Origin of the sequence: Halobellus marinus, from assembly GCF_032113415.1 — an archaeon.
Lineage (GTDB): Archaea > Halobacteriota > Halobacteria > Halobacteriales > Haloferacaceae > Haloquadratum > Haloquadratum marinus.
Genome location: NZ_CP134946.1, coordinates 2,466,447 through 2,481,946 on the forward strand (window position 1 = coordinate 2,466,447; position 15,500 = coordinate 2,481,946).

A 15,500-nucleotide genomic window follows, 5' to 3' on the forward strand; every position below is an offset into this window, starting at 1 on the left:
TCCAAACCCACTACCGATCCACGAAACCAAACCACGATGTCACAGAATCCAGTACTCGACGAGAAGCGACGGACAGTAAGCGAACTCGGCCGGAAGATGCTCCGGCAGGGGCTCACGAAAGGAACCGGCGGCAACATCAGCGTGCGCGAGGGCGATCAGATCGCGATCAGCCCCTCCGGCATCCCGTACGACGAGATCGATCCCGAGGACGTCCCGGTAATCGACCTCGAGGGCGAACGGATCGCCGGCGATACAGATCCATCCAGCGAATTCCGGATGCACTCCGGAATCATTCGCGAGCGCGACGACGTCGGTGCCGTCGTGCACACCCACTCGCCGTACGCGAGCACGTTCGCGAGCCTGGACCAGTCCGTCCTCCCCTCGCATTATCTTATCGCCTTTGTCGGCGACGAAATCCCGGTTGCACCGTACGAGACCTACGGCACCGCCGAACTCGCGGAGGCTGCCTTAGAGACGCTCGGCGACGATTACAACGCCTGTCTACTGAAGAACCACGGCGTCATCGCCGTCGGTGAAGATGCCGAGGCCGCCTACGAGGTGGCCCTGATGGTGGAGTACGTCTCACGGATCCACTACCAGGCGTTGAACGCCGGCGACCCCGAACTCCTCCCAGACGAGCGCATCCAGGATCTGATCGAGATCTTCGAGGGGTACGGCCAGAGTAGCGACACCGAGACAGCAATCGCGGAGCCGGCAACTGACCTCCGGAGCGAACGGGAGGCGGTCGCCGATCTCGGCCGGGAGATGCTCGCGCAGGGACTCACAGAAGGAACTGGCGGCAATATCAGCTACCGGAACGGCGACCGGGTCGCGATCAACCCTTCGGGCGTGCCCTACGAAGAGATCGACCCCGAGGACGTCCCGCTCGTCTCTATCGACGGCGAACAGGTGGCAGGCGAACTCGGAGCCTCCTCCGAGAAGCCGATGCACCTGCAGATTATGCGCGAACGCGACGACGTGGGCGCGGTCGTCCACACCCACTCGCCGTACGCGAGCACCTTCGCCAGCCTGCAGGAACCCATCCCGGCGACGCACTATCTCATCGCCTTCGCCGGCAAGGAGGTCCCGGTGACAGACTACTACGAACCGGGAACCGAGAGACTCGGGCAAGCGGCCGTTGACGCACTCGGCGAGGACAACAACGCCTGCCTCCTGGGGAATCACGGGGTGATCACGGTCGGCGAAGACGCAGAAGCCGCCTTCGAGGTGGCACTGATGGTCGAATACTGTGCCCGGATCCACTATCAGGGCAGCAACATCGGCGAACCCACGCACCTCCCCGACGCCGAACTCGAACATCTGTTCGATCGCTTCAGCGACTACGGCCAGAGCGGATAAATATAAATAAATTAAGATAGACAGATTATATATTATTTTGAGGCCGTCATTGGAATATATCTGATTAATACCGAGCCTATTAGTCTTATTTACAGCTTACTCAGAAATAAATAACGCTATATTACTTTTAGCCGATTATTGTTCGAATTTATACTCGTCAGTAAATATATATTATACGACATTATCGAGAAAATTATTTTATAATTACCTTTCGGTAGAAGGGGGAAGAGACAGCCACGACGTACCCCGCCAGCGACCAGCCGTCAACGGCTGCCCCGAGCCACGCCCGTCTTCGTCAGGACTCGGCGCGACTACCGTCCCGATCGGTGTCGCTGCGAACCCACCCGGCCACGACGCTGTAGTCCCGAACAAAGACCGCGAGCGACGGCACCAACACGGCGGCCGCCATCGGCCGGATCGCCGCGAGCGGGAAAAGCGGCGCCAGCGCGAACGTGATGAACGCCATCTGGAGGCCCGCGAGAGGCCGACGCAGGCGGCTGTCGGGAAGGTCGTAGACCGGCTTGCCGCGTCGACGTCGCCACTGTCGGCCCGCCTTGAAGAGATACCGCGCGGCCGACAGCGACAGGTACCAGACCGGTAGCTGCCCCCAGAGCACGGCGACGACCGGCGCGACGAGAAAACCCGTCGTGTCGAACGCCAGATCCAGTTTCGCACCGAGAACCGTTCGTCGGTCGGCCCGCCGTGCGAGAAAGCCGTCCACGGCGTCCAGCGCACAGCCTGCGCCGTAGAGGAGTGCTGGAATCCACGCGATCGCGGGTCGGGGAGAGAGAGCCCCGAACCCCGCGAGCGCGGCGAAGAGAAAGCCGCGAAACAGCGTCACGAGGTTCGGCACGCCGAGTGAGCGGTAGAGGCGGATCCCATCGATATCTCCATCCGACTCCCCCGAATCTGCTGGACGATTCGCCCCCAGATGGTGGTGGGTGAACCACAGGCCGAATCCCGCCACCGCCGCCGTGGGGAGGAGCCACCTCAGCACGGTCCGAACGCCCGGTCCGCTGACGACCACCTGGACACCGGATGCGACTGCGAGGAGCCCAGCGATCGCCACGACGCCGACAACTCCCCACTGGCGACGGAGAGTGTCGGGAGGAGTCATCCGGTCGGTCACCGCTCGAACTCCGGCTCGGCGAGCGTCGCCAGTCGCTCGCGGTCCGCGTCGGTGAGACGGAGCCGTGCGGCCGCGAGGTTGTCGACGACGTGGTCGGGATCGTTGCTCGCTGGGATCGGGACGACACCGCGGTCGACGTGGAACGCGACGGCGACTGCCGCGGGCGTGACGTCGTGCTCGTCGGCGATTTCGGCCAGGATCGGCTCGTCGAGCAATCCGGGCGCCGAGAGCGGCGAGTGTGCCATCACCCGGATCCCGTGTTCGTGGCACGTCTCCACGAGCTCCGTTCGGGGAAGATACGGATGCGATTCGACCTGGACGATCGCCGGCGGCACACGCGCGGAATCCAGGATCGTCTCCAACTGCCCGAGCGAAACGTTACAGACGCCGAGTGTCCGCGTGAGCCCTCGGTCGACGAGTCGCTCCAGGCGGCGCCACGTCGCAGTCAGCGGCACGTCGACGGTCGCTGGCTCGCCGTCGTCGTCGGTCGGGAACGTCAGCGCCTCCTGCTCCGCCGGCGACTTCGACGCCAGTTTCGAGAGCGGCCCCTGGTATGCCCAGGCCGCTGGCCAGTGGAGAAGGTACGAATCGAAGGCGTCGATCCCCAGCTCCGCGAGGCTCCCGCGACAGGCTTCCGCGACGTGTTCGTGGTTCGTGTTCCAGACTTTGCCGACGAGAAAGAGCCCCTCGCGGTCGGGCGTGCCCGGCGAGTCGAGGAGCTCGCCGATCCGGAACTCGTTGCCGTACAGTTCGGCCGAGTCCAGCAGGCGATAGCCGGCATCGATCGCGGTCGCAATCGATTCGACGCGATCGACGTACTCGCCGTCGCGGTACCGGGAGCAGCCGAAGCCGACGGGCGGGAGGCGGACCGCGGCACTCCGTCCCTGTTCGAGTTTCGAGTGCATCTGCTCGCCGCCGGCTCTCTTCGCCGCCTTTGTCTTCGTGGCGTCCGCCGGCGGTCGAACTGGTGGCGACTGCAGCGCGCCGGTCTCGAACTCGATATTCCGCACTTCCACGTCTTCACCTTCCGCCGCCGCCGCTTCGATCGCGTTACAGACGCCCACCACGTGAGCGGCTCTTCGGGCGCTATCGGTCGGCGCGCCACCGGCCTCGATCGTCGTCGCGAGTTGTTCCGGCCCGTCGAGATACGAACGCTCCCGCCTGGGGGCCGGATGCGGAGCAGGGACAGAGGACCGACCATTTCCGCCGACGGAGACGGTCGCTCGGTCTGCCGCGAGCGCGCCACTGTCCGCGAGATACAGCGATCCGCCGTCGCCGTGGAGTTCCAGGCTGTTGAATTCACGGGCCCGGTGCGGAACGTAGAAACTCGTTGTCAATCGCACTGTCGGCCCCGTCTCGAACTCCAGCATCGCTTCGACGTGTGGCGGGCGCGTCGGTGCTCTGTCCTCGCGTTCCGGCCAGACGTCGAGCGCGGCTGCGTTCCGAACCTCCCGTACGGGCCCGAACCAGGAGACAAGCAGCGTCAACGGGTAGACCGCGCCGTCGTACAACGGCCCCACGTCCAGAAACGAATCGGGGCTTTCGTGCCAGTCGGTGACACGCCCCACGTGTGCGTGCGCATACCCGAGCCGGACGGCCCCGAACCGTCCGTCCCCGAGAAACCAGCGGGCGTGTCGCTGTGGGTCGCAGCGATCGTTGATCGGCGCACAGCCGAGTGCGAGGCCGCGCCGTTCCGCGGTGGCGACGAGCTCGAACGCGCGCTCGACATCGAGGGCCAGCGGCTTTTCGCTCCAGACGTGTCGATCGGCAGCGAGACAGCGATCAGTGACCGTCGCGTGAGCGGTGTGACTCGTGAGGTTCACCACGAGCGGAGCCGGCTCCGCGGACAGCATCGAGTCTACCCTCTCGTAGGCCGTCGCGCCGTAGTCCGCTCCCAGCGCCTCGGCACGCTCCCGATCGAGGTCACAGACGGCGGCCAACTCCAGCGACGAGTCGGCGAGACCGGCAGCGTATTTTTCGGCGACCGCGCCCGCACCGACAAACGCGCACTCCATCAGGGGCATATCGAAGGGAGGGGGCAAAAGCGCGACGGCGGTGTGCCGCAACGGTGAGAACTGGACGGAAAGTGACTCACGGGAGGAAGTCGAACGGTATGTATGGCTCGCGTCGCGGTGGTCCACAACACACTCGACTTCCAGGGGGGTGCGGACGTCGTCTGCCTCACAGTCTGCAGCGCCCTGCAGCGCGACCATACCGTCACCCTGTACACCCTGTCAGAAACAGATCCCGCGGCACTCGCCGATCGCTTCGGTGTGGACATCGACCACGAGGCGCTCACCGTTCGGATGCCGCCGTTCGCCGGGGCGATCGCCGGCGTACTGTCGTCTTTCGCCCCGCTTGCTGGACCACAGTTGGCTCTCCGGAGTGTACTTCTCGGGCGATATTTCGCCCGGGACGCGAGTGATTTCGACCTGGCGGTGAGCACCGCAAACGAACTCGCGTTTCCGATCCCCTCCGTTCAGTATGTGCACTACCCGCAGTTTCACACCCATCGGCTCACACACTCCGACACAGAGGACGCCAGCGACGGGGTCGGTGCCCGGATCCTGAGTCGCGTCGCCGGTCCGGAAGACGAGGCACTCGCCTCACCAACCACCACGCTCGTGGCGAATTCGGCGTGGACGGCCGGAGTCGTCGACCGTCTTTACGGGGTGAAACCGGCGGTTCTCCACCCGCCCGTCGATCCGATCGAGGGCGGCCGCGACTGGGCCGACCGGGAACCGGGCGTCGTCGTGGTCGGACGGCTTGCGCCCGACAAGCGGATTCTGGACGCGATTCGTGTGGTCGATCGGGTACGGGCGCGCGACCACGACATCCATCTCCACATCGTCGGCGGAGCGCCGCGGGCGTACCGACAGTATGTCAGTCGGGTCGAGACGGCTGCTACCGAGCGCTCCTACGTCTCCGTCGAGGTGGATGTCCCGCGATCACGCATCGAGACGCTTCTCCGGACGCACAAGTACGGACTGAACCTCAAGCCGCGGGAACACTTCGGAATGGCCGTCGCCGAATACGTTGCTGCCGGGATGGTCGCGTTCGCACCCGACAGCGGCGGCCAGCGTGAGGTCCTCGACGAACGGACGGACCGACTGTTCGAGTCTGTCGAGGAGGCGGTCGACCTGCTGTCCGCCGCAATCGAGGCTGACGACCGACCGGCCCTCCCCCGGGACCGCTTCGCCAGTCGGCGCTTCCGCGAATCGGTTCGCAGGATCGTGAATCGAGCCGTAGCTTGAAGTTGTCGTGTGGTCTTCGTAAACGTATGGCAACAGCAGATCGAGGGTTGTCGATCCAAACCGGCTCGTTGACCGGACTCCACTGGCTCGGTGTTGCGTTGGCCCTGATAAGCGGGATCATCCACCTCGTATTAGGCGTGAATTTCATCGCGGAACCGCTCGGATGGGCGTTTCTGCTCGCTGCCATCGGATTCTTCGCAGGGGCGGGTGCCGTGCTTGTCGACTACAAGCGACGTCTGATGTATCTGCTTGGCATTCCGTTCACTGCGGGACAGATCGTCGCGTGGTACGTCCTCAACGCGCCGGACTTTTCACCGCCGGGATACGCCGACAAGGCCGTACAGATCGTTCTGATCGTGGTGTTGATCGTCCTCTACCGTCGGGAAGCCTGAACAGAGGCCTCACGGCGACCAGTTATGGAGAATCAGCCGAGCGTCGACGCGAGCAGCCGGGTCATTCGATGTGGCCTTCTTCGCGCAGTTGCTGTGCGTCCTGCTCCGAGTACCGCCACTCGATGTTCGCTTTCTCGTCCTGCCAGTCCCACGGCTCCACGAGGACCACGTCGCCCTCGTTGATCCAGGTCCGGTACTTCATCCTGCCGGGGATCCGGCCCATCCGATTTTTGCCGTCGTTGCAGCGGACACGGACGTGATTGCCGCCGTTGTGCTCGGTGACCACGGCGAACAGCTCGTCTCCGTTGGGCATTCGTAGGTTGCGACGCCCTGTTTCTTCTGTCACGCTTGTAGTACGTCAGGCAGACGGATAAAGTATCGGTTAGCGTCGGTGGAGCCGTCGAGTATTCAGTGTCAAAATATAGGCATTGTCGATGTGTGAAACACGACGAGAATAATGATAGCTTATGGGAATATAGCACACGATCTGAGATTGCCGGCTTCGGGATCCTGGGCCGTCTCTCCGACAGATCCGGCCGGCACCGAGAGATCGGATACGGTTGCAAATGACTCGGGGGCGCCCCGGCACTTCGCGGGAATCCTGGGTGCGCGTGACCGCGTGCATATCCATTAGAGGGGATCTGAGAAGGGTGTATACGCCCGCATCGACCTCAGGTGGGAGACCGATAGCGATGGATGCGTTTCCTGTAACTTATCGGTTGCCACTGGATTTAGTATTGTGCAATCGACCCAAAAGCGTTATTAGTGGCTACCGGATACCTTGCGCTGACCAGTATAGTATGATGCATACACAACTACACAACGCGAACGGAGGGAAAGTATGGTAGACGTTGGCGCCGCCATCAGTGCTTCGGGGCCGGAGGCACGGGCAGCAGTGACGCTCGTCGGGACCGTGCTCGTGGAGGCGATCATCCTCTATGTCGGGTACGGTGCCCTCACGAACGCACTGGAACCAACCGTTCGTCGGCTGATCGTAAAAGAATAAATGATAGAACTATTCGGAATCGGTGCCGGGACGCTGGCGCTCTTCGTCGGCTTCGGCCTGCTCATCGGGATCCTCTTCGGATTCTTCGGGATGGGCGGGTCGTTCCTCGTGACACCGGCACTGCTGGTGATGGGGTATCCCTCGCGCGTCGCCGTGGGGAGCGGCCTCGCGTTCGTCTTCGGGACGTCGGTCATTGCGACGCTGAAACACCGCGACCTCGGACAGGTCGACTACAAACTGGGCGTCCTGATGATCGCCGGAACGACGCTCGGGATCGAGGTGGGGAAACGGATGGTGCTCTACCTCGAAACCCTGGGTCTGGCCGGGAGCATCATCAGCGTCACCTACGTCGTGCTCCTGGGCGGCATCGGACTGTTCGTCACCTACGAAGCGATTCGGGGCGACGACGGGGGCGGTGTCGACCACGAGGCGGCGGACGCCGAGGTCGACGCCGAGGACATCCCAGACATCGCGAAGAAGATCCAGTCGTACCGCGTGCCGCCGATGATCAGTCTCCGCGGCGGAATCAGCGTCTCGCTGTGGATGATTCTCGGCGTCGCCTTCGCGACCGGGCTCCTTTCGGGATTCCTGGGCGTCGGCGGTGGCTTCATCCGGATGCCGGCGCTGTTCTACCTGATCGGCGTGCCCGTTCCGATCGCCGTCGGGACTGACCTCTTCGAGATCGTCTTCTCGGGCGGGATCGGGAGCTTCCTGTACGCGATGGACGGTGGCGTCGACCTCTCGATCGTCGTGCCGCTCCTGGCCGGGAGCGCGCTGGGCGCTCGCCTCGGTTCGGCGGCGACCAGCATCGTCGACGAGAGCGAAATAAAGGTCTACTTCGGCCTGATGTTGCTCGGTGGATCCGTCGCCGTCGCCGTGCGTGAGGTCGGCTCGTATCTGGAGATACCGGTGCTCGACACCGTCAGCCTCGTGTTGATTCTCGGATCCGCACTTCTGGTCAGCGGAATGGTCGTGTACAGTAGCCTCGTGGAGTTGCGGCGCGGAGCGGGTCAGCAGTCCGTTACTCCGGAGTGAGGCCACGCGGAACACCTGCGGTTTTTCCGAAAACGACCGCGCTCGACGAGGAGGGTAGTGCGAGATTGTACGAATCCCACACAAGCCTTTTGGTCGCTGGCATCTAACCGTCGGTAGAAAGATGCCGGATTCGATGTCAGAACAACTACAGCGGGATATGGAGTGTGAGGGGTTGCTCGAGTGTTTCCACGGGCTCAAACAGCTCGACAAGGAGTGTTTCCAGGTGCTCGTCCGCGCCGAGGAACCGCTCACGGTCGACGAGATCGCCGAGTTTGTCGATCGCGAACGGTCGACTGCGTACCGGTCGATCCAGCGGCTGCTCCAGTCGGGGTTCATCCAGAAGGAACAGGTGAACTACGAGCAGGGCGGCTACTATCACGTGTACTCGCCGACGAACCCCGAGCAGATCTCCGACGAGATGCAGCGGATGCTCAACGACTGGTACGCGAAGATGGGCCAGCTAATCCAGGAGTTCGAGGAGAAATACGACCCGCAGAACGCCGAGATCCCCGTCAAGAGCTGAGCGCGTTTTCCACAGATCGCTTCTCTGGCATCCGGATGTGTCTTCGTGCGTGAGCCAGAGCAAACGATGGAGTTGCCTCCTTCGCCCTAATCAGTCGAATCTGAACGTCTCCAGGTTCCGCGGCGCGTACGTGCGCACATTGTACTTCTGGTAAAGTCCCGACGAGAGCTGATCCGTGGAGGATTCGTCGCCGTGCACGCAGAGGATCTCCTCCGGGCGGGGGTTCATCGTCCCGACGAAGTTCTCCAGTCCGCTCCGATCCGCGTGTCCGGAGAAGCCGCTGACTGACTCGACGTCGAGCCGAAGGGTCAGCTGTTCGCTCCGTCCCCCGCGATCACTGAAGGGGATCTCTCTGCGCCCGCTCTGGATGCGACGGCCCAGCGTACCCTGTGCCTGATACCCGACAAATATGAGCTGGTTTTCCTCTTCGCTGCCGAGGAGTTCGAGCCACGACATAATCGGTCCGCCGGTGACCATCCCCGACGTCGAAAGGATGACACAGGGCTCGTCGTCGGCGATGTCCTGCCGCATCTCCTGCCCGCCGTCGACCTGCTGGAAGTGATCGGCGAGGAACGGGTTCTCGTCCTCGTGGAGGATCCGATCCCGGAGGCCGTCCCGCAGGAACTCCGGATACGCGGTGTGGATCGCGGTCGCTTCCCGGATCATCCCGTCGAGATACACCGGCATCGTGGGGAGTCGACCTTCCCGCATCGACTCCTCCAAAAATAGCATCAGTTCCTGTGACCGACCGACGGCGAAGGCGGGCATGACGACCTTCCCACCCCGCTCGTAGGTCCGGTTTATCAGCTCTGTGAGTTTCCGCTCGGAGTCCTCCTGATCGGTCTGGTAGTCGTCTCGGCGGCCGTACGTCGACTCCATCACGAGCGTCTCCACCCGCGGGAAGTCGTTCGAGGCGCCGTTGAACAGACGCGTATCGGTGTAGTGGATGTCGCCGGAGAAGACGATGTTGTGGAACCCGTCGCCGATGTGGAAGTGCGAGACCGTGCTGCCGAGGATGTGCCCGGCGTTGTGGAACGTGAGTTTGATGTCGGGCGCGATGTCGGTGACGTCGCCGTATTCCAGCGTGATCGTGTGTTTCAGCTCCTCGCGAACCATCTCCGAGTCGTACGGCGGCGTCCGGCCCTCCTTCGCCGCGACGTCGAGGTAGTCCAGCTGGAGCAACCCCATCAGGTCCCGGGTCGGCTCTGTCGTGTACACCGGCCCGTCGAAGCCGTACTTGAACAGAAGCGGCAGCAGGGCGGAGTGATCGAGGTGTGCGTGCGTGAGGACGACCGCGTCGAGGTCGGCGATCGGGTTCGCCTCCGGGACCTGGAGGTATGGGACCTCGCCCTCTGCGCCCGGTTTGTCGCCGCAGTCGACGAGAATCCGCGTCTCGGGGGTGCTGAGGACGAAACTCGCCCGGCCGACCTCACGACAGCAGCCGAGCGTGGTCACGCGGACCCAGTCGGTCTCGCCGCTCGGTTCCCGGTGGATCTCGCCGCCGACGCGTTCGAGAAAGTCCCGGCGGTCGTCCCGTGCCTCCATCAGGAAGTTCCGGACGTTGTCGACCGTCGAGGACTCCATCGGCGGCGTCCGGAGAACGTCGGGCGTCCACCCGACCTCCTGGGTGATCTCCCGCAGCGTGCTCGCTCGCCGGCCGATGACGAGCCCCGGCTTTTCGGCCTCGATCAGCACTTCCCCGGTCGCCGGATAAAACTGGAGGTTCGTGATCCCGGCATCGTCGGGGATGAGCTCCATAATCTTCGGCTTCGCCTCCGCCGGATCCAGTTGGGTACCCGCGGCGGGCCGAACGGTGATTCGCTTCCGGAGCGTGCTGGCGAGGCGGCGGATCAGGCCGTCGCGTTCGGCGAACTTCCGCGGGGTTTCGGTGTAGATGACCAGTTCCGGGCCCTCGTAGGCGACGCGCGAGACGACGAGGTCCTCGGGGATCTCGTCTTCCAGCTGTGATCTGACCCGTTCGAGCGGGTCGGTAGTGTCGTTAGTACTCATACGTGTCTGAAACGCCGTACGGGGAAGGACAGCTCGGTACGGAAACCGGATGGGGCACCTCGACGCCGGGCGAACGCACGCCGTCTCGGCGTCCGTGCCCCAACGTCCTCCACACGAACGGTCGAAATCGTCTATCGTCTCTTACCCCAGAGAGTATATAAACGTTTTTCGCTGTGGCCGCTACGGCTCGCCCATCCGGAGGATGGGTTTGATCGCGGTGCCCTCCTCGGAGGCTTCGACCGCCGCCTCGATCTCGTCGAAGTCGTAGTAGGTCACGAGTTCGTCGAACGGGAATTTCCCCTGCCGGTACAGTTCGATCAGGTCGGGGATGAACTCCTTGGGGTTGCTGTCGCCCTCGACGATCCCAGTGATCGACCGGCCGTTGAGGATGAGATCGTTGACGTCGTAGCTGGCTCGTGTCCCCAGCGCCGGGGCACCGACGACCCCGAGCGTCCCTCGCTGTGTGAGCGTGTCGACGGCCTGTTCGGCGACGTCTGCGACGCCGGTCGACTCGACGGCGTAGTCGACGCCGCCGCCGACCGCCTCCTGAACGGCCGTGACCACGTCGTCGACTTCCTCGGGATTGACCGTCGCAGTGGCACCGAGCTCCGCGGCCTTCTCCAGCCGGTTCTCCTTGAGATCGATGGAGACGATGTCGGTACAGCCTTTGAGATCCGCTGCCAGCACCGCCGACAGCCCGACCGAGCCGGCGCCGAAGATCGCGATCGACGACCCGGCCTGCGGGTTCAGCGAGTTGATCACCGCGCCGGCGCCGGTCTGGATGCCACAGCCGAGCGGCCCGAGCAGTTCCAGGGGGACGTCGTCGTCGACGACCACGACGTTTCGCTCCGTGGCGATCGCGTGGGTTGCAAACGACGACTGACCGAAGAACCGGCCGCTCAGCGTTTCACCGTCGCGCGAGAGCGGCGACGTCCCGTCCTCCGGGCGTCGCCCGCCGAAGTTGTGCTCGAAAAAGTCCTCACAGAACGCGGGATGTCCCGCGCGGCAGCTGGAGCAGTCGTCGTCGTAGTCGAAACTCAAGACGACCCGATCGCCCGGTTCGACGCCGGTCACGTCGTCGCCGACCGCCTCGACGACGCCCGATCCCTCGTGGCCGAGTACCGCCGGGAGCGGTGTCGGATACAGTTGATCGCGGACGATCATATCGGTGTGGCAGACGCCGGCCCCGACGACCCGAACCAGCACCTCCGCGCCCTGTGGATCCTCCAGTTCCACGTCTTCGATCGTGAACGGACCACCCTCCTCCTCGACGACTGCGGCTTGTATTTGCATGCCACATAGTGTACCAGAGACGCGTGCTAAAGTGTATCGGCCCCAGTATCAGACGGCTGACGTTCCTGGCGACGTCTCCCTCGGAATATTCGAAAACGCGAGAGGCCGCTGCGTCCCCCTGGGTCAAAGAAGCCGCGAGTTCCGGCGGCACGTCTTCGAAGCGTCGCAAATGACTACTCTCGTCTCTTCCCGTCAAGCGTCGTCGACAGGGGTGGCGCTCGGCGGTACCAGATGGGAGTACTCGGTATCAGTCCGCGGCCGTGCCGCCGACGTCCGCTGCCGGCCCGAGTCGCTCGCCCTTTGTCAGGTAACACTGCGGGTCGGGACCGAACACGTCGCCGTCGCCGGCCAGCGCGCGGAGCCGGGACCCGCCGCGACAAATGTCTTGATACTGGCACTCCGCGCACTTGCCGGTGAGGTGGTCCTCGCGGTTCCGCAGCGCGTGGAGGAGCGGGTTCGACTCGTCCTCCCAGATCGCGCCGAACGGCCGGTCCCGGACGTTCCCCAGGCTGTAGCCCTGCCAGAACTGCGTGAGGTGGACGTTTCCCTGGTAGTCGACGTCGGCGACGCGCTCGCCGGTCGGATCGCCGCCGTTGACCTCCAGATACCGCCGGACTGCGGCGGCTTTCTCGTCGCTGAACTGCTCCCGGGCGTACTCGACGAGGAACGCGGCGTCGGCGTAGTTGCCGACGAGCAGCGTCTCGATCTCCTCGCCCTCGTCGTGGTACTCCAGGGTCATCTCACACAACCGTTCGACCGCCTCGCGGCGTTCCTGCGGTGAGAGGTCGGCGTCGGCGATCTCGCCGCCGCGGCCGCCGTAATCGAGGTGGTAGAAACAGAAGCGATCGAGACCGACCTCCGAGAGCAGTTCGACGACCGACTCCATGTCCGCGGCGTTCTTCTCGGTGATCGTGTATCGGAGCCCCGTCTTCAGTCCGGCGTCGAGGAAGTTCTCGATCCCCCGGACGGCTGCGTCGAAGGCGCCCTCTTCCCCCCGGAAGGCGTCGTTGCGCTCGGGCATCCCGTCTACCGAGACGCCCGCGTACTTCAGGCCGGCCTCACGGAGCGCAGCGGCCCGTTCGGGCGTCGCAAGCGTCCCGTTCGTCGAGAGCACCGGCCGGATACCGACATCGTCCGCGTAGGCGACCAGCTCTTCGAGGTCGTCCCGAACCATCGGCTCGCCGCCGGAGAAGAGCACGACCGGGACGCCGTAGTCGGCGAGCTCCGCGAGCATCGCCTTCCCCTCGGCCGTCGACAGTTCGCCCGGTGCCGCATCCAGGTCGGCGCCGGCGTAACAGTGCTGACAGTAGAGGTTACACTGCCGCGTGAGGTTCCAGACGACTACCGGTTTGGTCGTCCGCTCTTCGGTGATCTGTTCGCGGTCGGAGTCGCGGCCGTCGTCGTACCGGAGGCCGTCGCCCTCGGCGTCCAGATCACACAGGAGTTTGCTGATCGAGATCACGATTCATCACCCTCCGGGACGTCTCCCGCTGGGGCCGCCGCTTCCAGGCTGCGGTCGGTAAAGCGCGCCACGTCGTCGGCCCGACAGAGCCACAGCGTCTCCGCCGTCCACTCGAACAGCGAGGACGCCTGCTCGTGGGCGACCTCCTCGGTCGGCGCGGAGACGCTCCCGACGTGCCGCAGCGGTTCCTCCCCGTCGCTGCGGAGAAACACCTCCCACTCCGGGGTGGTGTCGCCCCGCGGTTCACTCACGCGCATCCGTCTGGTGTTACTCATCATCCGGTGTATATAGGTTGATATCCGAACGACTTCCGGCCGTTTTCGGAGACTGGGAACGGAAGTGGTATCCTTAAAAGGAACCTCCCTTGCGATACCGATGTCAAAGAGAGATACGACGCGGAGACGGTTTCTCGGTACCGCCGCTGCGATCACCGTCGCCGGCCTCGCCGGTTGTTCCGGTGGATCGGGCGGCGACAGCGGATCCGGGGACAGCGGATCGGGGGATAGCGACGGGGGCAGCGACGGCGGTTCCGGTACCGATTCCGACGGCGGATCCACACCCTCGTTCGACGGCTACCTCGAAGAGACGTCCAACTACGACGGCGTGGTCGATGAGACCGGGAGTTCGGAGGTTACCGTCAAGGTCGGGACGGAGGCCAACGGCGGCTACTTCGGCTTCGGGCCCGCGGCCGTCCGCGTCTCGACCGGGACGACCGTGGTCTGGGAGTGGACCGGGCAGGGCTCGCTCCACAACGTCATCGCAGAGGACGGCTCCTTCGAGTCCGAACAGACCGACGAGGAGGGCTTTACTTTCACTCACACCTTCGAGGAAGCGGGCACGGCGAAATACTACTGTACGCCCCACGAGACGCTCGGAATGAAGGGCGTCGTCGTCGCCGAAGAATAGCTGCGACCGTCGGCCGAACCGGGACCGTTACTGCAGGTCCCAGGCTTCGAGCAGTTCCTGATACCGGTTGCGGATCGTGACTTCCGAGATGTCAGTCACGTCGCTGACGTCCGCCTGGGTCAGTTGCTCGTTCGTCAACTGCGCGGCGGCGTACAGCGCGGCGGCGGCGAGCCCGACCGGCGACTTGCCCGAGTGGACGTTCTCCCGCTTCGCGTTTTCGAGCAGTTCGCGGGCCGTCCGCTCGGTTTCCTTCGGCAGCTCCAGATCCGACGCAAACCGGGGGACGTACTCGGCGGGGTCGGCCGGCTGGATCTCCAGGGAGAGTTCACGGACCAGATAGCGGTAGGCCCGCTCGAACTCCGACTCCTCGACGCGGGAGACTCGGGCGACCTCGTCGATGCTGCGCGGCACCTGCGCCATCCGCGCGGCGGCGTGCAGCGATGCCGTGGCGATCCCCTCGATCGACCGGCCCGGGAGCAGATCCTCGTCGAGCGCGCGGCGGTAGATGACCGAGGCGGTTTCCCGGACGTTCTCGGGGAGGCCGAGCGCCGACGCCATCCGGTCGATCTCGCCGAGGGCCTGCTTGAGGTTGCGTTCTTTCGAGTCCCGGGTGCGGAACCGCTCGTTCCAGGTCCGCAGCCGCTGCATCTTCTGCCGCTGGGTCGACGACAGGGAGTTGCCGTAGGCGTCTTTGTTCTGCCAGCCGATGTTCGTCGACAGCCCCTTGTCGTGCATCAGGTTCGTCGTCGGCGCACCCACGCGTGACTTTTCGTCGCGCTCGGCGCTGTCGAAGGCGCGCCACTCGGGACCGCGATCGATCGAGTCTTCGTCGATGACGAGCCCACAGTCCGCACAGACGGTCTCGCCGCGCTCGTCGTCGGTCACGAGGTCCGAGGATCCACACTCCGGGCACTCGACAGACTCCGACTCAGACGCCGATTCCGTTTCCTCTACTGTCTCTTCGCGTGCCGTATCCGTCGATTCCGCATCGTGGTCACGCCACTCTCGCTCCGTGCTGTCGCGCGTGCGCGCGTGAAGGGCATCACTCATTTTGTCTTACGGGAGGACGGCGAGAACCGAACCACCGCCTCGCTCACATATACACCGTTGTAGGCGAGCCTAAAAAATCTG

The 15,500-nt window shown here is 64.2% G+C and carries 15 protein-coding genes; 7 read left to right on the top strand and 8 right to left on the bottom strand.

Translation table 11 applies throughout. From position 1 onward, the window contains the following. The first annotated feature begins 36 nt into the window (after positions 1 to 36). Entirely contained in the window at positions 37 to 1,359 is a 1,323-nt protein-coding gene (locus RJT37_RS12285; RefSeq protein ID WP_313684836.1) for a class II aldolase/adducin family protein, read from the top strand. A 295-nt stretch (positions 1,360 to 1,654) separates the two neighbouring features. On the opposite strand, the gene RJT37_RS12290 is transcribed toward RJT37_RS12285, so the two are convergent. Further along, positions 1,655 to 2,488 carry a CDP-alcohol phosphatidyltransferase family protein gene (locus RJT37_RS12290; RefSeq protein ID WP_313684838.1) on the bottom strand — a complete coding sequence of 278 codons (834 nt, stop codon included), beginning with the start codon at positions 2,486 to 2,488 and terminating at the stop codon, positions 1,655 to 1,657. After that, positions 2,485 to 4,503, bottom strand: a complete 2,019-nt coding sequence (locus RJT37_RS12295; RefSeq protein ID WP_313684840.1) for an aldo/keto reductase — start codon at positions 4,501 to 4,503, stop codon at positions 2,485 to 2,487. Before RJT37_RS12295 ends, RJT37_RS12290 begins: the two co-directional genes overlap by 4 nt. 102 nt (positions 4,504 to 4,605) lie before the next feature. Between RJT37_RS12295 and RJT37_RS12300 the strand changes: the two genes are divergently transcribed. Together RJT37_RS12300 and RJT37_RS12305 are read left to right on the top strand one after the other, a co-directional pair. Beyond that, the gene (locus tag RJT37_RS12300; protein WP_313684842.1) at positions 4,606 to 5,742 is read left to right on the top strand and encodes a glycosyltransferase; all 1,137 of its coding nucleotides are present in this window, start codon (positions 4,606 to 4,608) and stop codon (positions 5,740 to 5,742) included. A 26-nt stretch (positions 5,743 to 5,768) separates the two neighbouring features. Further along, entirely contained in the window at positions 5,769 to 6,134 is a 366-nt protein-coding gene (locus RJT37_RS12305) for a DUF7475 family protein (RefSeq protein ID WP_313684844.1), read from the top strand. Positions 6,135 to 6,195: 61 nt separating this feature from the next. On the opposite strand, the gene eif1A is transcribed toward RJT37_RS12305, so the two are convergent. Further along, positions 6,196 to 6,480, bottom strand: coding sequence for a translation initiation factor eIF-1A (gene eif1A / locus RJT37_RS12310; RefSeq protein ID WP_311173985.1), 285 nt, complete (start codon positions 6,478 to 6,480; stop codon positions 6,196 to 6,198). 495 nt (positions 6,481 to 6,975) lie between these two features. On the opposite strand from eif1A, the gene RJT37_RS12315 reads away from it, so the two are divergent. The 3 genes from RJT37_RS12315 (at position 6,976) to RJT37_RS12325 (ending at position 8,698) form a co-directional block, all read left to right on the top strand. Continuing rightward, positions 6,976 to 7,140, top strand: coding sequence for a DUF7512 family protein (locus RJT37_RS12315; protein ID WP_313684848.1), 165 nt, complete (start codon positions 6,976 to 6,978; stop codon positions 7,138 to 7,140). Further along, a complete protein-coding gene (locus RJT37_RS12320; protein ID WP_313684850.1) occupies positions 7,141 to 8,175 on the top strand; it encodes a sulfite exporter TauE/SafE family protein in 1,035 nt (344 codons plus the stop codon). Between the two features lie 121 nt (positions 8,176 to 8,296). Next, positions 8,297 to 8,698, top strand: a complete 402-nt coding sequence (locus tag RJT37_RS12325; protein ID WP_313684852.1) for a helix-turn-helix domain-containing protein — start codon at positions 8,297 to 8,299, stop codon at positions 8,696 to 8,698. A 90-nt stretch (positions 8,699 to 8,788) separates the two neighbouring features. Here the strand turns inward: RJT37_RS12325 and RJT37_RS12330 are convergent, their stop codons facing one another. The 4 genes from RJT37_RS12330 to RJT37_RS12345 form a co-directional block, all read right to left on the bottom strand. Beyond that, complete coding sequence (locus RJT37_RS12330) at positions 8,789 to 10,708, bottom strand: beta-CASP ribonuclease aCPSF1 (RefSeq protein WP_313684853.1); 1,920 nt, start codon at positions 10,706 to 10,708, stop codon at positions 8,789 to 8,791. Between the two features lie 180 nt (positions 10,709 to 10,888). Continuing rightward, positions 10,889 to 12,001, bottom strand: coding sequence for an NAD(P)-dependent alcohol dehydrogenase (locus RJT37_RS12335; RefSeq protein ID WP_313684855.1), 1,113 nt, complete (start codon positions 11,999 to 12,001; stop codon positions 10,889 to 10,891). A 247-nt stretch (positions 12,002 to 12,248) separates the two neighbouring features. Further along, positions 12,249 to 13,463 (bottom strand): TIGR04347 family pseudo-SAM/SPASM protein, encoded by a 1,215-nt coding sequence (locus RJT37_RS12340; RefSeq protein WP_313684857.1) that lies wholly within the window; start codon positions 13,461 to 13,463, stop codon positions 12,249 to 12,251. After that, on the bottom strand, positions 13,460 to 13,738 hold the full coding sequence (locus RJT37_RS12345) for an Htur_1727 family rSAM-partnered candidate RiPP (protein ID WP_313684859.1): 279 nt from the start codon (positions 13,736 to 13,738) through the stop codon (positions 13,460 to 13,462). The genes RJT37_RS12340 and RJT37_RS12345 overlap by 4 nt, the downstream gene beginning before the upstream one ends. 100 nt (positions 13,739 to 13,838) lie before the next feature. On the opposite strand from RJT37_RS12345, the gene RJT37_RS12350 reads away from it, so the two are divergent. Beyond that, on the top strand, positions 13,839 to 14,369 hold the full coding sequence (locus tag RJT37_RS12350) for a halocyanin domain-containing protein (protein WP_313684861.1): 531 nt from the start codon (positions 13,839 to 13,841) through the stop codon (positions 14,367 to 14,369). 27 nt (positions 14,370 to 14,396) lie between these two features. On the opposite strand, the gene RJT37_RS12355 is transcribed toward RJT37_RS12350, so the two are convergent. Next, positions 14,397 to 15,419, bottom strand: coding sequence for a transcription initiation factor IIB (locus RJT37_RS12355; protein WP_313684863.1), 1,023 nt, complete (start codon positions 15,417 to 15,419; stop codon positions 14,397 to 14,399). Between the last annotated feature and the right edge of the window lie 81 nt (positions 15,420 to 15,500).